Below are 22,351 nucleotides of genomic sequence, written 5' to 3'. Positions count from 1 at the left end.
ACAAAACATCACAAAAATTCAACAATGCTCCAACTCTTCAACGCCAGATGTTTAAAAGTCTTAAGCCACTTTTCAACTTATAAACTGCCCCTACTACTATTACTAAAATATATCTATTCTACCACGCCTTGCTTTTTAGCATTTTCTCTTTTTTAGATATTTTTCAAAAGGACTGATTTATGTATGAAGATTGTATGTAATTGCCAAAGTCTTACAGAAGCGATAACAAACGTTCAGAGAGCAGTGTCCACAAAATCCAATAATCCGGCTCTCGAAGGAATACTTTTTAAAGCCGGTGCAAATTCACTTACCTTATGTGGATATGACCTTGAGCTTGGCATAACAACCACTCTGCCGGCAGAAGTTCGCTCAGAAGGTTCAGTTGTCCTAAGCGCAAAGCTTATTTCAGATATTGTCAGAAGGCTTCCGGCTGAAAATGTAACAATAGACACAAATGAAAAACTTATGACTACAATTATAAGCGGAGCTGTTGATTTCAAAATTATAGGAATATCAGCCGATGAATACCCTGATATTCCTTCAGTAAAGGGAGATTCAAATATCATAATCAAGGGTGAAATCCTTTCATCAATGATAAGTCAAACACTTTTTGCTATTGCAGATAGCGATATTAAGCCTGTTCAGAAAGGTTCTCTCTTTGAAATTGAAAATAATATTATCAAAATAATTTCAGTAGACGGTTATCGCCTTGCAATGAGAACCGAAAATCTCATTTTTGGAGAAAAGAAAAGCTTTATCATTCCCGGCAAAAGTCTTGCAGAAGTAGTCAAACTCATAAAAGACGGTGAAAAAGATGTCGAAATAGTTGTCGGTGATAAGCATATTATTTTCAAAATAGATAACTATTCAGTCATTTCTCGTCTGATTGAAGGCGAATTTATGAATTATGCCGCAGCAATACCGAGTTCACATAAAACAGAGATTAAGGTTAATACAAGAAAGTTTATCAGTTCTCTCGATAGAATGTCCTTATTGCTTTCAGAGAGAATAAAAACACCTGTTAGATGCAATATTGAAAATGGCGTTGTAAAGCTTTCCTGTTCAACAGTTCTTGGTCAGGCTTATGATGAATTTGATATAGAAATGAGTGGAGATAGCGTAGAGATTGGTTTCAATGTCAGATATATGCTTGATGCCCTCAGAAATACCGACACAGACGAAGTAAAAATTTGTCTTAGCGGTCCTACAAGTCCAATGGTCATATTACCGAGCGATGGTGACAGCTTCCTGTTCCTCGTTCTTCCTGTGAGGTTAAAAAATGAAAATTGAAGAAGTCAAGCTTCGTGAAGGTGAAGATTTTATTCGTCTTGATTCCCTACTAAAAATGGGTGGTGGCACAGGCGGAATGGCAAAAGTCGCCATTCAGGGCGGAAAAGTCAAAGTAAACGGCGAAATCTGCACTATGCGTGGCAAAAAAATGCGTTCCGGCGATTCAGCCGAATACCTCGACACCATTTTCAAAGTTTGCTGATATTTGGTAGCTTACACTCCAAACAAAGGCTCTGCCGTAGGTGACTGCCTTTGAAAACCGCAAGCCTTTAAAAAGGCTTGATCAAAATTTTGAGTTCTAAGAAAATTTTGATATAACAAAGATGTTTGTTATAAACTTTTATTTTTGTAGTTTTGTTGCCGAGGTCGAAAAATTACCAATGAACTACTGTTTAAATTAAGCAGTTTTCCTAAAAAATGTAGGGACGAAATGTGTTCACCCGAATATGTATGCTGTCAAGGCTAGGTGTGCAACCGCACAGGTCAAGACACAAAATAGTTTGACAGGTTTCGTTCGGTAGTTTTGTTATTCGCGGCAATTAAATGCCCTTGAATATGTCGAAGTTTTGCGTTGCAAAACAGATTCTGCGTCTTGGCTGCGGCGACTCGCCGCTAAGGGCAAAGCCCTTAACATATAGGAGAGTTGGATTGATAGTAAAAGAGTTGTCATTTGAAAATTTTAGAAATCTCGAAAATAATACAGTTTTTCCGTCAGACGGCATAAATGTTATCTATGGCGACAATGCTCAAGGTAAGACTAATATTCTTGAATGTCTGTGGCTCTTTACTGGAAATAGGTCTTTCAGAGGAGCAAAAGAAAACGAGCTGATTAAATTCGACAATGCTTTCTCGAAAATTCATTTAAAATTTGAATCAAGAGAGCGTGAGCAGGAAATCAAACTTATGATTAAAGGCGGCAATCGCTTTATTGAGCTTAATGGCGTAAGTAAACGCTATATTTCTGAAATTATAGGCAGCTTTTGCTGTGTGGTATTCTCTCCTAATCATCTTACGCTTATAAAGAATGGCCCTGATGAAAGGCGACGCTTTATTGACGCTGCAATTTGTCAGATTAAGCCGTCATATTCTTCGATACTTTCCGATTACAAAACTATCATCAATTCCCGAAATGCTCTGCTGAAAGACATAAAAGAACACAGCGAGCTTATGGATATGCTTGATATATGGGACGAAAAGCTTGCGGTTCAAGGAGCTTTAGTTGCAAGAGAGCGTATCGCATATATAAAAAACTTCTCGAAATATTGCTCAGAGTTTTATACGGGAATATCTAAGGGAAGCGAAAAAATAGAAATTTCCTATAAGCTTTCTTTTGGCGATGAGGTTACAGAAGACGCCTCAAAACTAAAAGCAATGCTTAGCGATAAATTGATAAAAGCTCAACAGAGCGATATATATCAGGGGTATACAGGTTATGGCCCACACAGAGATGACCTTGTTGTCAACATTGACGGCAAGAATGCAAGAAATTTTGGTTCACAGGGACAACAGCGTTCAGCGGTTCTTGCTATGAAACTTGCAGAAGCGTCAGTTCTGAAAACCGAGAGCGGAGAACAGCCGGTTATTTTACTTGACGATGTTCTCAGTGAACTTGATTATAAACGACAAGATTATCTTCTCAACAAGCTTTCGGATAAGCAAGTATTTATAACCTGTTGCGAATCCGAGATTATGACCAAGTTAAAAGAGGGAAACAAAGCCCTTTTTTATATAAATTCAGGCAGGGTTACACCTACCGAGATAGAGTGATTCAACTTATGGAAAGTCTATATCTGCATCTTGAGCAAGATTCTGTAATACTCAAGAAAAATATCATAGGAATTTTTGATATGGATAAAACAACTGTATCAAAAAAAACAAGAGAATATTTAAATCAAGCTGAACGAGAAGGTCGAGTTCGCTATGTTTCATACGACTTGCCGAAATCATACATTCTTTGTCAGGAGGGTGATTCGACAGTTGTATATATAAGCCGACTTTCCTCAGAAACAGTAAGAGGAAGAATAGATTCATTTTTGTAGTGCTTGATTAAGCAGATATTCAGTAAAAATTTTTCCTAAGAGCCTGATATGAAAGGAAGTTATGCTATGGCGAAAAAGAATAAAAGACTTGCAAAATGCCCATATTGTGGACGAAGTGTTTCATACCTTGATTCGTTTTTTATGAAAAATAAGGGTGAGTATACCTGCAAACGCTGTGGCTGTATTGCCAATGTTGGACTTAACAGAAATATCTATGCAATAACAAGCGTATTATGTGTTTTTGTACTTTTGCTTGTTGTGCTTTATCTGTTTTTCGGAGATTTAACCAATCTCTGGAGCTTGCTTTTGGTAATAATTCCTTTTGCAGCATATTACGCTATTGTACCAATGTTCTTAATCCTTGTCCCTACTGCGGATAAATCTCAGGCTAAAAAGGTTATGGATAAGAAAATGACGAATACACAGTCAATTTTTATTGAGGCTCAGAAACAGGTACAATCGCAAAATTCTCATAAAAAATCAAGATTTGAGGAAGAAACAACTACCGAAGAACCAAAGGATATATATTCTTCAGGTTCGATAGACCTTGAGGCAGATTCTGACGGCACAAAAATCTTTGAGCCATATGATGCAAGCTCTGAGATAGGAGCCGATTTCCAAGAAAAATTCAGGTCTGCAAAGAAATCAGGAAGAAGTTTTGACGATTCCTCAAATGCAGAATAAAAGGCGGTGGTCGAAATTTTCAGACTTCCGGTATGTCCGTATTGTCACGCTGTAACAAGATATAGCGATGTCAAAAAGACAACACATAATAAAATTATAAAATGTCACCATTGCAATAAAAATTATCGAGTTTCATATCTAAAGGGAAGAATAATTCTAATCTCGATAGTAAGTATTGCACTGATAGTAATAAATATATTTCTCTTAAAGCAAACATCAGGGGTTACGATTCCGTTTCTTGCGATAGGAGATGCAGTAGTAGTATTGGTTGCGGTATTCTTGTTTCCGTTTACGGTAAGATATGAAGAATTGCCGAGAAAGCTCCAAAAACTAAGCTTAGAAGAAGCCAATAAAAAACTTCCCAAAGACACTTAAAAGTTTTGCTCAAGCTTTTTGCGGCGAGCCGCCGCAGTCAAGACGCGGTGCGTGACCGCACAGGACAAGACGCGGAATCGATCGATAAGTCTCGCTCGACATTCTCAATCGGCTTATATTGCCGCGTAGAAAGTAATTAACTACCATTCAAATAGATTTGTCTTTCCCAAGACAATTAAAAGTTTTGCTCAAGCTTTTTCAAAAGCTTGCAGGGTCGAGGGACAGCGTCCCTCGTGGGTTTTAAGGGCAACGCCCTTAACAGTGGCGGTTTATCGCTGCCAAAAAGGAGGAAGAAAATGGACAATAATGACATTACTAAAACAAATCAGGAATATGGAGCAAGTGAGATTCAGGTTCTTGAGGGACTTGAGGCAGTAAGAAAGCGTCCGGGTATGTATATTGGCTCAACAGGTCCGAGGGGCTTGCACCACCTTGTCTATGAAATAGTAGATAACTCCATTGATGAGGCTCTTGCAGGATATTGCGATAAGATTGATGTTGCAATTCTTCCGGGAAATGTTATTAGAGTAAAGGATAATGGTAGAGGTATTCCGGTCGGCATACAGCCAAAGATGGGTATTCCTGCAGTAACTGTCGTATTTACAGTGCTTCATGCAGGCGGTAAGTTCGGCGGTGGCGGATATAAAGTTTCAGGCGGTTTGCATGGTGTTGGTGCATCTGTTGTTAATGCTCTCTCCGAATGGTTAGAGGTAAAAGTATGCGATGGCGAAAATATTTACAGACAGCGTTATGAAAGAGGAAATATTGCATCAGACCTTGAGATTATCGGCAAAGGCACTACAAAAGGTACTGAAATCACCTTTAAGGCTGACCCTCTCATCTTCACAGAAACAGATGTATACGAATATGAGGTTCTCGAAACAAGACTTCGTGAGCAGAGCTTTCTTAATGCAGGTATACATATCGAGCTTCGTGATGAGCGTGACCCAGAGAATATCCTGCAAAATAACTTCCTCTATGAGGGCGGTGTATCGAACTTTGTCGAGTACATTCATAAAAAGCGTTCACTCGATGTAATTCACCCGGATGTTATTCATTTTGAGGGCAAGATGGACGATGATTCCGCATCGGTAGAGATTGCAATGCAGTATAACGACAGCTATAATGAACTTATACTTTCATTTGCAAATAATATCCATACAACCGATGGTGGTACTCACGAAGAGGGCTTCAAGCGCGCATTAACCAAGGTTATGAATGATTACGCAAGAAAGTTTAATATTCTCAAAGAGAATGATAAAAACCTTTCCGGCGAAGATGTCCGAGAAGGTCTGACAGCAATTATCAGTGTCAAGCTTAAAGAAGCACAATTTGAGGGACAAACTAAGGCAAAGCTTGGCAGTACCTTTGTAAGAGGTTTAGTAGATAAGCTTGTTACAGAGAAGCTTTCAGTATACCTTGAGGAAAATCCTGCAACAGCAAAGGCAATCTTTGATAAGGCACTTATGGCAGCTCGTGCAAGAGATGCCGCAAGAAAAGCTCGTGACCTTGCAAGAAGAAAAACAGCTATGGAGGGTGCAGGCCTACCAGGTAAGCTTGCCGACTGTCAATCCAGAAACTCAGAAGAAACTGAAATCTATATCGTCGAGGGAGATTCTGCGGGCGGTTCTGCAAAGGGCGGTCGAGATAGACGCTTTCAGGCAATTCTCCCACTTTGGGGCAAGATGCTGAATGTCGAAAAGGCTCGTCTTGATAGGGTTTACGGCAACGATAAACTTATGCCTGTTATTACAGCACTTGGCTGTGGCATTGGCGATGATTTCGATATAACAAAGCTCCGCTATGGCAAGGTTATAATTATGGCCGATGCTGATGTTGACGGCTCACATATCAGAACTTTGTTACTGACATTCTTCTTTAGATTTATGCGTCCACTCATTGAAGAAGGACATATATATCTTGCACAGCCACCGCTTTACAGACTTACCAAGAATAAAGAGCATCACTATGCCTATTCCGACCCTGAAAGGGATAAGATAATGGCAGAGCTCGGCAAGGCTGATATACAGAGATATAAAGGTCTTGGTGAGATGGATTCCGAACAGCTCTGGGAAACCACTATGAATCCAGAAACAAGAATAATGCTCAGAGTAGATATGGAGGATGCAGCTCTTGCTGACGAAACCTTCACAATACTTATGGGTGATAAGGTTGAGCCAAGAAGAGAATTTATAGAAAAGAATGCAAAATATGTTCAAAATTTGGATATATAATTTGATATTCATACCCGTTAGTTTTCAACCGAAAATCAAGTGAATGTTGAAAATAAACGAGAGAATTTTTAAAATATATACACACTGTAATAAATTCTAAAATATATTACAGATTGTAGATAAATAAGACTATATGAATTTCGTTTTCTGTATAAGACAGAAACGCATCTTTGGAGGTAGAAAAACAGAGCTATGAAAGACTATGATACGGCAAACAATACTGACGATAACATACCGTTTCAAGAAGATGAGGATACAGCCGAGGTAATGAGAATTGCCGAAGAGCTGAAAAGAATCCAAGAAGAAGAGGACGAAGAAGAAGGTCGTGGCTGGGACGGCTCCGAAGCAGAGCTTGTTGAAGACGATGACGCAGAGGAATATGAAATCCCAATGGCAGGAATAAGAGTATCCTATGTTCTTACCGAGGAGGAGTATTTCAAATGTCTTAAACACAGCGGAATTTATAAATCTCAAGGAACAAGAGGACTTATAGAGGCTGTTGTCCTTGGAATACTTGCAGTAATATTCTTTGTTGTATTCTTTATGACGGGCGGTGTGTCGAATATAGTATTTGGGTGTATCAGCCTGATATTTATTGCAGTTCTTCTTGTTGTGCCAAACTTACATATGAGAAGTATGGCAAAAACTATGGCAGACGGAAAGCTAATCGAAGCTGAAATTTATCCTGACAGCGTAGAGATTGGCAGAGATGACGGTGCTTGGAAGATAGAGCTTGACGGCACAAGCAGAATACAGGAATTTGATAACATAATTATGATTTTTGCTGACCATAATAGGAGTTTTGCAATTCCTGAAAGAGCGATAGACCCGGATTTCCTACCGGAGATAAAGGGAATTTTGCTTGCAGGTACAACTCCGACCTACGAAGAAGATTGATTATCAATTCGTGATTTAGATTTGAAAATAAATTTTCAGCTTTGATTAGAGGTAATTCAGCTATGAAATGTGAGTCAAAAATTGTTGCAAGATATGCAGAAACCGACCAGATGGGAATAGTTCATCATTCAGTCTACCCTATTTGGTTCGAGGTTGGCAGAACAGATTTTATCAAGCTTACAGGTATGAGCTATACAGAGCTTGAGAAGAGCGGAGTAATGCTTCCGCTCGCGTCTCTTGAGTGTAAATATATACTTCCGATTAAATACGAAGATGAAGTTATTATTGAAACTACCATAGTTAGTGTTAAGGCGGCTAAGATAGAATTTCATTATCGTGTTCTAAGAGGAAATCAAGTTTGTTCAGAGGGTGGAACAGTTCACGCTTTTGTAGATAGCAAGACATTCCGTCCAATAAACATAAAAAAGATAAATCCATCACTCTACGAAAAGTTCTGTGCCGCTGTGGCTAAATAAGTGGTAATTAGTTAGCAGACTTTTCTAAGACACTCAAAAGTTTCGCTTGAGCCTTTTCAAAGGCTCATAGGACAAGGGCAATGCCCTTGTCGCTCTCCGCAGAGAGCGACATCCTTTATACTTCACAAAGCGCAGGAGGGTAGAAAAACATTCCAGCGGAATGTTTTTCTTAGGGAACCCTCGCAGGGGGTTCCTTGTGGGTGCCGACCCACGGCGAAGACGCGGTGCGTGACCGCACAGGACAAGACGCGGAATCGCTCGGCAAGCCTCGCTCGCGGTGAGCGTAGGAAGATAAGTTGCCGCGGTCGAAGTAATTACCAATGAACTACCGTTCGGTCGAACACAGTTCGCCCCTACAATAAATTTTTGCTTGAGCCTTTTATCATCAAACTCGTGTTAAATAACGGAAGGTTTTGATTGTATATGTCAGAAAAATACAACAAATGTATAATGACAATAGAAGATAACGAAATACCGCTTATGATGTATGGCAATGCTTATATGATTGCTCATATGCGTAGAGGCAGACTTAAAGGCAAGGAATGGAAAGCATCAATTTTCTTTGCAATATGGTGTGGCTGTATGCTTTATATGGCATTAAAGCACTATGATTTAATTTCCAATCCCGTACCGACAGGCATAAGTATTATTTGTTTGTATATGATGACCTATTATCTGTTTATTTTGCCAAACAGAATGAAGCTAAAAGGCGAGCATATTTATAAAAGCTCTCATATGCTTAATAAAACCGAAAAAGTTAAGATTACAAGAGATGGTTATACCATAGAAAATAAATGTGAAACTATTATTGGTTATTGGACAGATATTCTTGATTGTATCGAAACAAACAGTTACTACCTTATGATAAGCGAATATAGCAAAAGGCTTATCATAATCTCAAAGAAATGCCTTGACGACGAACAAAACGAGAAGCTTGCCGAGTTTTTGAAAAAAACTATGCCTGCAAAATATAGAAAGACAAAGAAGTGATTCAGTTTGAGCGAAAAAACACCTATTCTTACTGCTGACTATATTATAACGGAACACGATTATATTCATACAAGCCTTGCACAGCGTAGATTTAAAACTTCTAAAAGTGATAGGCTAATAATGAATATACTTGGTATACTTGCTATTTTTATAGGGCTTTATATGCTTATATTTTCCGGCGATGGAATTATAAAAATTATATGTTGGATTTTGCTTATAGCAATGGGGCTTTTTTCAGTATCATTCTATGAAATTATAGGCCCGTCATTGGTGCGGATTCAAGCAAGAAATGAGTATAATGCCAATAAAGAAAAGATTGGCTCAAGAAATATAGCTTTTTATGAAGACGAAGTAAAAATCGTTTCAGATAGATATATAGGAAATATTCCATATAGATATTTTTTTCAGGTATTAGACGATAAAAAGGTAATTATCTTCTACCTTGATGAAAACGACTATATATCCATTCCAAAGAGATTATTTACTGATAAAGATAATGACGCACTTGAAAAAATAAAATTCCTACTTGGAAAAAAATATGTGTGTATCAACCAACGAAAATAGATTGTTTTTAAAGTATGATTTAGCTCAAAACTTTAGCGGTTTATAGCTAAATCAAAATTAAAGAAGTCCAAAGTCAAATTTTTATAGATAAAAGAGGGTTTGAATATGGAAGATTACAGCAACATTCAGCAAAAGATTATTGATGTAGATATAGACAAGGAAATGAAAAAATCCTTCCTTGAATATTCTATGTCAGTTATCGTTTCAAGAGCTTTGCCAGATGTAAGAGATGGCTTAAAGCCGGTTCACAGGAGAATCCTCTACTCTCAGTTTGAGGATAATCTTACTCCGGATAGACCATACAAAAAGTGTGCGACAACAGTAGGTAATGTTCTCGGACGTTACCATCCACATGGTGATGCTTCTGTTTATGACGCACTCGTTCGTCTTGCACAGGATTTCTCTATGAGATATATGCTCGTTGATGGCCACGGCAACTTTGGTTCTGTTGACGGTGACCCGCCTGCTGCTTATCGTTATACAGAAGCAAGAATGAGCAAAATAAGCACAGAAATGCTGACCGATATAGAAAAAGATACCGTAAATTTTCTGCCAAACTATGACGATTCCAGAAAAGAACCGGAGGTTCTTCCATCTCGTTTCCCGAATCTTCTTGTAAACGGTTCAACAGGTATCGCAGTTGGTATGGCAACAAATATCCCGCCTCATAACCTCGGTGAAGTAATAGATGCTATGTGTTGTCTCATCGACAATCCTGATGCAAGTCTTGATGACCTTATGCAGCATATCAAAGGTCCTGATTTTCCTACTGCCGGTATTATTATGGGACAAAGCGGAATAAGGGCCGCTTATGCAACAGGTAGAGGAAGAATTACTGTCAGAGCAAGGGCAGAAATTGTCGAAGAAAAGAATCGTTTCAAGATTATTGTTACAGAGCTTCCATATCAGGTTAATAAAGCAAGACTTGTCGAAACTATCGCAAATATGGTTAAGGAAAAGCGTATAGAGGGCATTTCAAACATAGATGACCATTCCGATAGAAATGGTATGCACATTGTTATAGACATAAAGAGAGAGGCGTCTCCTCAAATAGTCCTAAATCAGCTTTATTCCTACACACAGATGCAAATTACTTTTAGTGCGATTATGATTGCCATTGTAAACGGCGAGCCGAAAACCCTTTCACTAAAAGAAATTCTCAAGGATTATGTAGATTTTCAGGTTGATGTTATCACAAGAAGAACCATATTCGATCTAAAAAAAGCCGAAGAAAGAGCTCATGTTCTTGAGGGCTTGAAGAAGGCTATTGACTTTATAGATGAAGTTATCTCAATTATCCGTTCATCTAAGGACCAGCCAACAGCTAAGCAAAGACTTGGCGAACGCTTCGACCTTGATGAAATTCAGACACAAGCTATAGTTTCTATGCGTCTTGGACAGCTTTCAGGCTTAGAGCGTACAAAGATTGAGGACGAGCTTGGTCAACTTAATATCAAGATAGCAGACTTAAAAGATATTCTTCAAAATGGCGAAAGACTTCTCTCTATTATCAAAGAAGAGGCTCTTGCTATCAAGAAAAAATATAATGATGAACGCCGTACAGAGATTGTTGCTGTCAGCGGTGAAGTTGATATAGAAGACCTTATTCCGGAAGAAGATTGTGTTCTTACGCTTACAGAGTTTGGTTATATCAAGCGTCAGAAATCAGACACATATAAGCTCCAAAGGCGTGGCGGCAGAGGTGTTTCGGGTATGAGTCGCCGAGAAGAAGATGTTGCTAAAGAAATGTTTGTTGCAAATAGCCACGACCATGTTCTGTTCTTTACAAATCTTGGCAGAGTTTATAAGCTTAAATGCTATGAAATCCCAGAGGGTTCAAGAACTTCAAAGGGTATGAATATAAATAACCTCCTCCCTCTCTCCGCAGATGAGAATGTAACTTCAATGATTAAAGTACCAGATATTGAAAGCGAACAGTATCTTGTTATGGTTACCAGAAACGGTATAATCAAGCGTACAGAACTAAGTGCATTCAGCAATGCAAGAAAGAATGGACTTATAGCGATAGACCTCAACGAGGGTGACGAACTTGCATGGGTACGCCTTACAGACGGCAATAAGGAACTTATGGTTGCTACCAGAAACGGTATGGCTATACGCTTCCACGAAACAGATGTCCGAGCTATGGGTAGAGCTGCAAGAGGCGTTAAAGCAATTACTCTCAAGGGTGATGATACGGTTATCGGAATGTCAATGCTTCGTGATGGTGCATATATTCTTACAGTTTCAGAAACAGGCTATGGCAGACTTTCAAATGTTGATGATTACCGTATGCAGTCAAGAGGCGGTCATGGTGTAATAAACTATCATACAGATAAGTATGGCAAGGTTGCCGCAATAAAGTCCGTAGACCTTGATGATGATATTATCTTGATTTCTAATGACGGTATTATTATTAGAATTGAGGCAAGTTCAATAAGAATTTGTGCAAGACCTTCAAAGGGCGTCCGAGTAATGAAGGTATCTGATGAAAGTAAGGTTGTAACACTTTCCAGAGCCCCACATGAGGAAGAAACTACCGAAGAAGTTACCGAGGAAACTACCCCAGAAGAAAATTAAAAGTTTCGCTCGAGGCGGCGAGCCGCCGCTTCCAAGACGCGGAATCGCTCGACAAGTCTCGCTCGTAGTGAATTTGAGTAGTTAGTTGCCGCGGAGAAAGTAATTATCAATTAACTACCGTTAAGATGATTTTGTCTTTCCCAAGATGCTTAAAAGTTTCGCTCGAACCTTTTCAAAAGCTCGCAGGGTCGAGGGACGGATTCCCTCGTGGGTTTTAAGGGCGAAGCCCTTAACATCTCTTGCCCCTAAGTGGCGAACGAAGTTCGCCACTTTTTTTCTCCCATAAAGAATACAAAAACGCTCAGGTTTTATAAGACCTGAGCGTTTTTCATATTCTATTTATTTTTTAATGCCTGTTTATCTTTAAAATATCTGTTTTTATTATAATTGCATTTACTATTAAAAAATGTAGGGGCGAACTGTCGCTTGTGTTTGCTCTTTATTAGTTTGTTGCTAATAAAAATTAAGCGGTGGACATAGTCCACCGCTCGAGAAGAAAGAGATGTTAAGGGCTTTGCCCTTAAAACCCACCAAAGGCTCCGCCTTTGAAAACCGCAAGCCTTTAAAAAGGCTTGACCTAAACTTTAATTGTCTTGGGAAAGTTTGATTAACTAATTGGTAGTTAATTGATAAATTCTTCGACCGCGTCAACTATCTTCCCTAATCTATCACGAGCGAGACTTGTCGAGCGATTCCGCGTCTTGACGGCGGCGGCTCGCCGCTAAGGGCTTTGCCCTTAAAACCCACCAAAGGCTCCGCCTTTGGAAACCGCAAGCCTTTAAAAAGGCTTGACCTAAACTTTAATTGTCTTGGGAAAGTTTGATTAACTAATTGGTAGTTAATTGATAAATTCTTCGACCGCGTCAACTATCTTCCCTAATCTATCACGAGCGAGACTTGTCGAGCGATTCCGCGTCTTGACGGCGGCTCGCCGCTAAGGGCTTCGCCCTTAAAACCCACCAAAGGCTCTGCCTTTGGAAACCGCAAGCCTTTAAAAAGGCTTGACCTAAACTTTAATTGTCTTGGGAAAGTTTGATTAACTAATTGGTAGTTAATTGATAAATTCTTCGACCGCGTCAACTATCTTCCCTAATCTATCACGAGCGAGACTTGTCGAGCGATTCCGCGTCTTGACGGCGGCGGCTCGCCGCTAAGGGCTTTGCCCTTAAAACCCACCAAAGGCTCCGCCTTTGAAAACCGCAAGCCTTTAAAAAGGCTTGACCTAAACTTTAATTGTCTTGGGAAAGTTTGATTAACTAATTGGTAGTTAATTGATAAATTCTTCGACCGCGTCAACTATCTTCCCTAATCTATCACGAGCGAGACTTGTCGAGCGATTCCGCGTCTTGACGGCGGCGGCTCGCCGCTAAGGGCTTTGCCCTTAAAACCCACCAAAGGCTCCGCCTTTGGAAACCGCAAGCCTTTAAAAAGGCTTGACCTAAACTTTAAATGTCTTAGAAACTATGGCTCGCCGCCTTGAGCAAAACTTTTAAGTTTTAGCTTTATTCCTCATTTTCGATAGAACCTGCTGTTACAGGTTGAGCTTCAGTTTTTGTATCCTCTGGTTGGATAGGTGGTTCAACATCTGCTGTAGTGTCGTTCTGAACTGGTGTTTCAACCTTTTGTGGCTGTTGAACCTGTGTATACTGTGGTTGATATGGCTGTGTATATTGAGGATTTTGTTGAGCAGCTTGTTGAGCCGCATAAAGCTGATTTCTTGTCTGAATATATGGTGTTACTGGGGGAACAGGTGGGCGGTTTGCGTTTGTAGGATAAGCATTTGTAGCGTATCCTGCATAATACGAACTGAGCTTAGCATTTGAAGGATATGTTTTATTTATAAGTGTAGTATAATTAGATGAAAGGAATGCAAGTCCATAGAATAATGCAACTGCAGCAGCAAAAATAAGTACATTAATAATAGAACTTAGAAGTGTGATAGGTTTTAGATTTGTGGTGGTATCAGGAATAACGAGTGAGCTAAGTGATGTAAAGAATGCAATAGTTGTAAGTACAATAGCAGATATAGAACCAGAAAGGAATAATGCACCGCCACGATTTGAAGGAATTTCCATATCAGAAGAAGCCTTTTTCATAGCAAGAGAAATACGAACAGCACCGATTCCAAGAAGAAGGGCAGCCGCACCAAATAAAATATAAACCAAGAAGTCGTAATTTGCCTGTGTTGCAGTATAAGTTTTAGGTATATCAGAAAATTCTCTGCTGTCAAATACACTGTTAATTTTATAACTTTCATATCTCTGAACAGATATTGAAGCAAATGCAAGAGTTAATGTAATGCAAGTGACAATAATATATATTACTGAACTTACAGTAAGCATAGAAAGACCTGATGTAATAGAATCATTAGTTTTTGATTTCAGATATATTGAAAGGAACGAAATAAAAAATAGAATAGATACCAAAGAGATTATAGAGCCAAAAACAGCATTTATGATTTCGATATTCTGATTATCAAAGAGGTAGTATAGCGAAGAAATGATACTGATTTTATCTCCGGAAAAACTATAGATAATCGTTTGGAATATTATCAGTGCCGAGAGTATTGCAGAGGCTACTGTAACAGTGAGCATAGAAGTTCTTGTAAAGAATCGCCTGATTAATTCGGAACCTGAAATTTGATTGTTGTAATTCGGATTCATAAAAACAGCTCCTTTTAAATATAGATTTTCAAAAGGGTTAATACGATAATAACCCTAACGATTTACACTATTCTACACTAAATGAATATAAAAATCAAGGATAAATTAAGAAAAATTAAATATTTTTTAAAATAAGCATAAAATTGTTACAACATATAAGAAAAACGGATAAGTTTTCAACTGCTTGATAGAAAAAAGTTGAAAATTTATCCGCTAAAAAATAGTAGTAATATTTCTTTTCATACCTCATAAACATAAATAAAGACACTTAAAAATTATAGATAAGGACGGTTGAAGTATGAGAAATAGAATTATTATAAAAGTAATCGAAATAGCAAGTATAATATTGGCAAATATCGCAATGATAGCTCTTGCGCAAACCCTATAAATAAAATCAATCTTTTATAGCATAGATTAGTCCGAGGGTGTTAGGGCCACAGTGTACAGCCACAGAACAACCGGTGTTACATTCATATATTGCATCAAAGTCTACAAGTTCAGAACAACGCTTTTTAACAGCTTTTAAAGTCTTTTTATCAACGCCTGAGTGTGTAATAAGCAAAATAGATTTGTCTATATTATCACCGGAGGTAAGCATTTCCTCAGCGTATTGAATAAAGACATTTTCAATCTTTCCCCTATATTTTTTTTTAACTACAAGGGCGGCGTCTTTTGTTTCAAGACAAGGCTTGAGATTAAGCATATTAGCGCCGAAAGCCGCAATACCGCTACATCTTCCACCCTTTCTCATATATTTGAGAGTATCAAGAACAAAGCTTACGCGAATATTATCAGCCTCATTGCGGAGCTGTTCAGCAATTTGCCACCCTTCTAAACCTTGTTCACGAAGTATAGCACCGTGAATAGCAAGAAGTCCCATTCCGCTTGAAATGCTATGGGAGTCAATCGGATAAACACCAGGGAATTTAGCAGCAGCTCGTTGTGCGATATTATGAGTCACAGTAAATTTAAGGCTAATGCTTGTATGAACTACGGTATATCCCTCATCAGTCCATTTTTTATAAAAATCCTCGTAATATTCTACAGTAGGAGCTGATGTAGTAGCGAGTTCTCCGTTTGTTTCGAAGTAATTGAAAACATCATCAACAGTAACATCAACGCCGTCAAGGCAAGGTTTGTCACCAAGATTTACAGGGAGAGGAATAATCTCTATATTATATTTTTCAATAAGTTCAGGAGAAAGGTCGCAGGTGCTATCTGCGGCGATAATGACTTTATTTTTCATAATAACCTCACCTTTTTTAGAAATATTTTGTATATTATATCATATTATTTCAAAATTTACAATGCTTTACCTTAAAAACAGTAACTGTAAAATTTTGTTAAGGGAGAAGAGCCGCCAATCCCAAGACACGGAATCGCTTGACAAGTCTCGCTCGGTGTTGATTTATGAAGATTATTGACTTGGTCGAAGAAACTACCAATAAACTGACAAACTTTCCTAAAGACACTCAAAGTTTAGGTCAAGCCTTTTTAAAGGCTTGCGGTTTCCAAAGGCTGAGCCTTTGGTGGGTGTTAAGGGCAAAGCCCTTAACATCTCTTTCTCTCTAAAGGCGGACTTTGTCCGTCTTTTTATTAACTAATGTTGCTACCAAAAGATATTTAGGGGCGAACGAAGTTCGCCCCTAAGGGAGCAAGAAAAGTTAAGGGCGTTGCCCTTAAAACCCACGAGGGACTCCGTCCCTCGACCCTGCAAGCTTTTGAAAAAGCTTGAGCAAAACTTTTATCTGTCTTAGGAAAGTTTATTAACTAATCGGTATCCCATTGCTAATTTCTTCGACCGCGTCAACAATCTTCCCTAATCCACCACGAGCGAGACTTGTCGAGCGATTCCGCGTCTTGGGAGCGGCGGTTCGCCGCAAAACTTTTATCTGTCTTAGGAAAGTTTACTAACCAATCGGTAGTTCATTGCTAATTTCTTCAACCGCGTCAACAATCTTCCCTAATCCACCACGAGCGAGACTTGTCGAGCGATTCCGCGTCTTGGGAGCGGCGGTTCGCCGCAAAACTTTTATCTGTCTTAGGAAAGTTTACTAACCAATCGGTAGTTCATTGCTAATTTCTTCAACCGCGTCAACAATCTTCCCTAATCCACCACGAGCGAGACTTGTCGAGCGATTCCGCGTCTTGGGAGCGGCAGCTCGCCGCAAAACTTTTATCTGTCTTAGGAAAGCCTACTAACCAATCGGTAGTTCATTGTTAATTTCTTCGACCGCGTCAACTATCTTCCCTAATCTACTACGAGCGAGACTTGTCGAGCGATTCCGCGTCTTGACGGCGGAGGCACTCCGCCGCCCCACACTTGATTTTATATTTTTGGAATGATATAATTAAAAATAAGTACACAATTTATTTGTAAAGGAAGATTTAAAATGGCAGAATTTATGACAGGGCTGAAGCGTACAGACTATTGCGGAACGCTTCGTGCCGATGATATCGGCAAAAATGTTACTGTCTTTGGCTGGGTTCAGAGACAGCGTGATAAAGGTCACCTCATATTTATAGACCTTCGTGATAGAACAGGCATAGTTCAAATCACTCTCGATGATGATACAGATAGAGAAATCTTTAAGAAAGCCGCTTCCGTTCGTTCAGAATATGTTCTCGCAGTTGTGGGAACTGTTCGTGAAAGAAGTGCTAAAAACGCAGAAATTCCAACAGGAGATATTGAAATCGAGGTTAAAGAACTTCGTGTTCTTTCCGAATCAGAAACACCTCCTTTCGAAATTACCGATAACTGTACAGCAGGCGAAACAACTCGTCTTAAATATCGTTATCTCGACCTCCGCCGTCCTACACTTCAAAATAATATCATTCTTCGTCATAAGATTGCCAAGGCTACTCGAGATTTCTTCGATAACGAGGGCTTTATTGAGATAGAAACTCCTATGCTTATAAAATCCACTCCAGAGGGTGCAAGAGATTTCCTTGTGCCATCAAGAATCCATAAGGGCGAATTTTATGCACTTCCTCAGTCCCCACAAATCTATAAACAGCTTTGTATGGTTGCCGGCTTTGATAAGTATATGCAGATTGCAAGATGCTTCAGAGATGAGGACTTGAGAGCCGACAGACAGCCTGAATTTACTCAGATAGACCTTGAAATGTCTTTTGTAGATATGGAAGACGTCCTCAATCTCGGCGAAAATTATATAAAGTATCTTTTCAAGACTGTTCTTGATATAGATATTCCTACCCCATTCCCAAGATATACCTATAATGAGGTTATGGCAAGATTCGGTTCAGATAAACCGGATACTCGTTTTGGTATGGAAATTTTCGACCTCACAGAAACAGTTAAGGATAGCGAGTTTGGCGTATTCAAGAATGCAATCGCAGGCGGAGGCTCTGTTCGTGGAATTACAGCGAAAAATGCCGTAAAGACATATAGCCGTAAGGAGATAGACAAGCTTACAGAATATGTAAAGGGTATCGGTGCAAAGGGACTTGCATGGATAAGAATGACCGATGACGGCATAGCATCAAGCTTTGCAAAGTTTATGACCGAGGCTGAAATGACAGCTATTCTCGAAAAGGCTGGTGCTGAAAAGGGCGATGTAGTTCTTATTGTCGGTGATACAGATGATAGCGTTGTACTCCCTACACTCGGAGCATTGAGAGTAGAGGTCGCAAAGCGTCTTGATATAATCAAAGACGGCTATAACTTCCTTTGGGTAGTAGAATTTCCATTCTTTGAGTTTGATAAAGAGAGCGGCGAGTGGGTAGCAATGCACCACCCATTCACATCTCCAACAGACGAGTGTTTAGATAAACTTGAAGGCGATAAAGGCAATGTTTACGCAAAGGCTTACGATATGGTTCTTAATGGTATCGAGCTTTCATCAGGTTCTATCCGTATAACAAATCCAGCGCTTCAAAAAAGAATGTTCGAGATGCTCGGACTTTCTGATGAAGAGGCACAAAAGAAGTTCGGTTTCTTGACAGGTGCATTCAAGTATGGAGCTCCACCACACGGAGGTATGGGCATAGGACTTGATAGACTTGTTATGCAGATGATTAATGCACCTACACTCAGAGATGTAGTTGCTTTCCCTAAGATTCAGAATGCAAGTGAGCTTATGAGTAACGCTCCAAGTCCGGTAGACGATGCACAGCTTGAAGAACTCGGAATAAGTGTATCTGATGCGGAATAAAAAATCATATTCACACACTTATTACTTATAAGTATGAATTTTTTAGCTTTTGTTGGTTCATAGTTTATTAACAAATTCTTAGAAATGCTATACAAAATACAGTATTTGAAAAATACTTCAAAAATTTATGAATTATTTATTGATATTTCTTGCAAATTGCATTATAATAAATCTGTAAATGCCTTTAGGCAGAAAGGGGAATAATAAAATGACAACAAATAAGTCAGTATTGGCATGGATTGAAGAAATGAAAAATCTTCTCAATCCTGATAAGGTCGTTTGGATTGATGGTTCTGAGGAACAGCTCGAGGCTCTCCGCAAGGAAGCTTGCGAAACAGGCGAAATGATTAAGCTTAACGAAGAAAAGCTCCCTGGTTGCTACCTCCATAGAACAAGAGAAAACGACGTTGCTCGTGTTGAAGACCGTACATTCATCTGCTGCAGAGATGAAAAGGACGCTGGTCCTACAAATAATTGGAAAGACCCAAAAGAAACATATCAAATGCTTTTTGATATTGCTCGTGGTTCATATAAGGGCCGTACAATGTATGTTATCCCTTATTCAATGGGTCCTGTTGGCTCACCTCTCGCAAAGATTGGTTACGAAGTAACAGATTCTATCTATGTTGTTCTTAATATGAGCATTATGACTCGTGTAGGCACAGCAGTTGAAGAAGTTCTTGGCGATAGTGAAGACTGGATTAAGGGACTTCACGCAATGTGCGATGTTGACCCTGAGAAGAGATATATCTGCCACTTCCCAGAAGATAATTACATCATCTCCGTAAACTCTGCTTACGGCGGAAATGTTCTTCTTGGTAAGAAGTGCTTTGCTCTTAGAATTGCTTCCTACCTCGGTAAGTGCGAGAACTGGATGGCTGAGCATATGCTTATCCTCGGTATCGAGAATCCACAGGGCGAAATCAAGTATGTAACAGCTGCATTCCCATCAGCTTGCGGTAAAACAAACTTGGCTATGCTTATTCCTCCGGAGGGTTATAGAAAGAAAGGCTACAAGGTATGGTGTGTCGGTGACGATATCGCTTGGATGCGTAAGGGTCCTGACGGCAGACTTTGGGCTATCAACCCAGAGAATGGCTTCTTCGGCGTTGCTCCTGGCACAAACGAGAAGTCTAATCCTAATGCTCTTGCTTCTACAAAGAAGGGCACAATCTTCACAAATGTTGCTCTCAACCTTGATGACAACACAGTTTGGTGGGAAGGCCTCGACAAGAATCCACCGGAGCACGCTATCGACTGGAAGGGCAATCCTTGGAATGGTAAGGAAAGCACAGAAAAGGGTGCTCATCCAAACAGCCGTTTCACAGCTCCTGCAAAGAACTGCCCATGCATCAGCTCAGAATTTAACTCAACATCAGGTGTTCCTGTTTCTGCTATCATCTTCGGCGGCCGTCGTGCAACTACAACTCCACTCGTTTACCAGTCAAGAGATTGGAACAACGGTGTATTCGTAGGTTCTATCATGGCTTCTGAAACAACAGCAGCTGCAACAGGTGCTGTCGGTGTTCTCCGTCATGACCCAATGGCTATGAAGCCATTCTGTGGTTATCATATGGGTGACTACTTCGGCCACTGGATTGAAATGGGTAAGATTCTTGGCGACAAGGCTCCAAAGATATTCAATGTTAACTGGTTCAGAGTAGACGAAGACGGCAAGTTTATGTGGCCTGGTTTCGGCGACAACTTCCGTGTTCTCGAGTGGATTATCAAGCGTTGCGAAGGCAAGGCTGACGCTGTTGAAACACCTATCGGTTATCTCCCAAGACCAGAAGACATCAACCTTGAGGGTCTTGACATGGATATGGAAACACTCAAGAAGATTCTTACAGTTGATAACGAGAAGTGGACAGCTGAAACAAAGGAAATCGAAGAGTATTACAAGATATTTGGCGATAAGCTTCCTGCTGAACTCAGAGCTGAGCTCGAGGGTCTTAAGGAAAGACTTGCTAAATAATAAAGCTTAATATATAAAGACACCACCGATTATGGATAACTCATAGTCGGTGGTGTTTATTTTTAATTTTATATAGTAAAACCGCAGCTTAAATAAGTTGCGGTTTTTGTATGTTAAAATAATTATAGCGGTGGACAAAGTCCACCGCTTAGAGAAAAAGAGATGTTAAGGGCTTAGCCCTTAAGCGGCGAGCCGCCGCCCCCAAGACGCATAATCGTTCGGCAAGCCTCACTCGACATCTGCAAGGGAAGTTTATTGCTGCAAATAAAGTAATTACCAATGAGTTACCAAAGGCTCTGCCGTAGGTGACTACCTTTGGAAACCGCAAGCCTTTAAAAAGGCTTGACCTAAACTTTTATTTGTCTTAGGAAAGTCTATTAGCTAATCGGTAGTTCATTGCTAATTTCTTCGACCGCGTCAATAATCTTCATTTATCAACATCGAGCGAGACTTGTCGAGCGATTCCGCGTCTTGTCCTGTGCGGTCACGCACCGTTCAATGCTTGCGAATAAGTGAAATAGCATTGTGATTGTTTGTTATTTCTATTGTGTTGCTGCTTGAACGGTGTTCGCCGTCAATCGCCCAATCTATGTTTTCATCTGCGGTAAGTTTTAACTTTGAAGTCTGAAAAAGCGTTATGTGGTCGTGCTTGTATGTTGTATTGAGCATAGATAGAAATATCGCCAAAACAGTTCTCAAACGCTTAGGCTGTTTTATCAGAAGTACCTCATATAGACCGTCGTTAAAATCAACAAGACTTTTATCAAATTTAAAGATTCCCGCAACGGAGGTTGAGTTTGTAACCGAGCAGAAAATAACATCATCCTCAAAAGTCTTTTCTTCGCTTTCAATTTTGATATGATAAGGCTTGATTTTATTCATAGACTTAAAAGCCGCAAAAACATAAGCCAGATGACCGAATATATTCTTTGCTTTTTGCGGAGTTTCGTAAGAAACCTCCGTAAATGCACCGAATGATGCAATATAGGCAAAATGACATTCATCACCAAAACTACCTATATCAAGCGGAAGAGGTTCTTCATTAGCGATAGTATTAGCGGCTCTTTTCATATTTTTAGGCAAATCAAGACTTGTTGCAAGGTCGTTTGTCGTTCCGCAAGGAATATATCCAAGCGGAGGACAATCCTCAAGCTTCATCATACCCTCGATAGCCTCACTGACAGTGCCGTCACCGCCACAACACGCTACAACATCAAAATCCTTTGCGTGTTTTTCGATAAGCTCTTCTGCCCCACAGTCTGGAGAAGTAAAGTAAATAGCAGGTTCGTAGTTATTCTTATAAAAAATTGACGCAAGGCTTGCAAGATTATATTTTGCACGAGATTTTCCTGCAATAGGGTTCACTATAAGCATAAGCTTTTTTGGCTGAACCTTGTGTTTTTTCATAA

The 22,351-nt window shown here is 39.6% G+C and carries 17 protein-coding genes; 13 read left to right on the top strand and 4 right to left on the bottom strand.

All coding sequences use genetic code 11. From position 1 onward, the window contains the following. Positions 1 to 183 precede the first annotated feature (183 nt). From dnaN to ACLU24_RS01760, 5 genes are all read left to right on the top strand, one after another. Complete coding sequence (dnaN, locus tag ACLU24_RS01780; protein WP_412609927.1) at positions 184 to 1,290, top strand: DNA polymerase III subunit beta; 1,107 nt, start codon at positions 184 to 186, stop codon at positions 1,288 to 1,290. Next, positions 1,280 to 1,492, top strand: coding sequence for an RNA-binding S4 domain-containing protein (locus ACLU24_RS01775; RefSeq protein WP_412609925.1), 213 nt, complete (start codon positions 1,280 to 1,282; stop codon positions 1,490 to 1,492). The genes dnaN and ACLU24_RS01775 overlap by 11 nt, the downstream gene beginning before the upstream one ends. 446 nt (positions 1,493 to 1,938) lie before the next feature. Beyond that, a complete protein-coding gene (recF, locus tag ACLU24_RS01770; RefSeq protein WP_412609923.1) occupies positions 1,939 to 3,057 on the top strand; it encodes a DNA replication/repair protein RecF in 1,119 nt (372 codons plus the stop codon). A gap of 8 nt (positions 3,058 to 3,065) precedes the next feature. Then, positions 3,066 to 3,329, top strand: coding sequence for an extracellular matrix regulator RemB (remB, locus tag ACLU24_RS01765; RefSeq protein ID WP_412609921.1), 264 nt, complete (start codon positions 3,066 to 3,068; stop codon positions 3,327 to 3,329). Positions 3,330 to 3,395: 66 nt separating this feature from the next. After that, entirely contained in the window at positions 3,396 to 4,013 is a 618-nt protein-coding gene (locus ACLU24_RS01760; RefSeq protein ID WP_412609919.1) for a TFIIB-type zinc ribbon-containing protein, read from the top strand. A gap of 122 nt (positions 4,014 to 4,135) precedes the next feature. Here the strand turns inward: ACLU24_RS01760 and ACLU24_RS01755 are convergent, their stop codons facing one another. Next, positions 4,136 to 4,363, bottom strand: a complete 228-nt coding sequence (locus ACLU24_RS01755; protein ID WP_412609917.1) for a hypothetical protein — start codon at positions 4,361 to 4,363, stop codon at positions 4,136 to 4,138. A 321-nt stretch (positions 4,364 to 4,684) separates the two neighbouring features. Between ACLU24_RS01755 and gyrB the strand changes: the two genes are divergently transcribed. The 6 genes from gyrB to gyrA all read left to right on the top strand — a co-directional run bounded on the left by gyrB (position 4,685) and on the right by gyrA (position 12,129). Continuing rightward, positions 4,685 to 6,622 (top strand): DNA topoisomerase (ATP-hydrolyzing) subunit B, encoded by a 1,938-nt coding sequence (gene gyrB / locus ACLU24_RS01750; protein ID WP_412609915.1) that lies wholly within the window; start codon positions 4,685 to 4,687, stop codon positions 6,620 to 6,622. A gap of 192 nt (positions 6,623 to 6,814) precedes the next feature. Beyond that, positions 6,815 to 7,519: a hypothetical protein gene (locus ACLU24_RS01745; protein WP_412609913.1), complete on the top strand. Its 705-nt coding sequence runs from the start codon at positions 6,815 to 6,817 to the stop codon at positions 7,517 to 7,519. A 62-nt stretch (positions 7,520 to 7,581) separates the two neighbouring features. Further along, positions 7,582 to 7,995 carry an acyl-CoA thioesterase gene (locus tag ACLU24_RS01740; RefSeq protein ID WP_412609911.1) on the top strand — a complete coding sequence of 138 codons (414 nt, stop codon included), beginning with the start codon at positions 7,582 to 7,584 and terminating at the stop codon, positions 7,993 to 7,995. A gap of 423 nt (positions 7,996 to 8,418) precedes the next feature. Continuing rightward, entirely contained in the window at positions 8,419 to 8,985 is a 567-nt protein-coding gene (locus ACLU24_RS01735) for a YcxB family protein (RefSeq protein ID WP_412609909.1), read from the top strand. Between the two features lie 6 nt (positions 8,986 to 8,991). Further along, the gene (locus tag ACLU24_RS01730; protein ID WP_412609907.1) at positions 8,992 to 9,549 is read left to right on the top strand and encodes a YcxB family protein; all 558 of its coding nucleotides are present in this window, start codon (positions 8,992 to 8,994) and stop codon (positions 9,547 to 9,549) included. 105 nt (positions 9,550 to 9,654) lie between these two features. Next, on the top strand, positions 9,655 to 12,129 hold the full coding sequence (gyrA, locus tag ACLU24_RS01725) for a DNA gyrase subunit A (protein ID WP_412609905.1): 2,475 nt from the start codon (positions 9,655 to 9,657) through the stop codon (positions 12,127 to 12,129). Between the two features lie 1,502 nt (positions 12,130 to 13,631). On the opposite strand, the gene ACLU24_RS01720 is transcribed toward gyrA, so the two are convergent. Both ACLU24_RS01720 and ACLU24_RS01715 read right to left on the bottom strand, forming a co-directional pair. Then, positions 13,632 to 14,792 carry a hypothetical protein gene (locus ACLU24_RS01720; protein ID WP_412609903.1) on the bottom strand — a complete coding sequence of 387 codons (1,161 nt, stop codon included), beginning with the start codon at positions 14,790 to 14,792 and terminating at the stop codon, positions 13,632 to 13,634. Positions 14,793 to 15,186: 394 nt separating this feature from the next. Then, the gene (locus ACLU24_RS01715; protein ID WP_412609901.1) at positions 15,187 to 16,038 is read right to left on the bottom strand and encodes a DegV family protein; all 852 of its coding nucleotides are present in this window, start codon (positions 16,036 to 16,038) and stop codon (positions 15,187 to 15,189) included. A 1,147-nt stretch (positions 16,039 to 17,185) separates the two neighbouring features. Between ACLU24_RS01715 and aspS the strand changes: the two genes are divergently transcribed. Next, a complete protein-coding gene (gene aspS / locus ACLU24_RS01710) occupies positions 17,186 to 18,967 on the top strand; it encodes an aspartate--tRNA ligase (protein ID WP_412609899.1) in 1,782 nt (593 codons plus the stop codon). 208 nt (positions 18,968 to 19,175) lie between these two features. Beyond that, positions 19,176 to 20,942 carry a phosphoenolpyruvate carboxykinase (GTP) gene (locus ACLU24_RS01705; protein WP_412609897.1) on the top strand — a complete coding sequence of 589 codons (1,767 nt, stop codon included), beginning with the start codon at positions 19,176 to 19,178 and terminating at the stop codon, positions 20,940 to 20,942. Positions 20,943 to 21,437: 495 nt separating this feature from the next. On the opposite strand, the gene ACLU24_RS01700 is transcribed toward ACLU24_RS01705, so the two are convergent. Beyond that, positions 21,438 to 22,349 (bottom strand): diacylglycerol/lipid kinase family protein, encoded by a 912-nt coding sequence (locus ACLU24_RS01700; protein WP_412609895.1) that lies wholly within the window; start codon positions 22,347 to 22,349, stop codon positions 21,438 to 21,440. Positions 22,350 to 22,351: the final 2 nt, after the last annotated feature.

Source organism: Pseudoruminococcus sp. (assembly GCF_047012705.1).
In the GTDB taxonomy this organism is placed as follows: Bacteria; Bacillota; Clostridia; order Oscillospirales; family Acutalibacteraceae; genus Pseudoruminococcus.
Note: the sequence above shows the minus strand (reverse complement) of the source record. Positions and strands in the feature narration are given on the sequence as shown.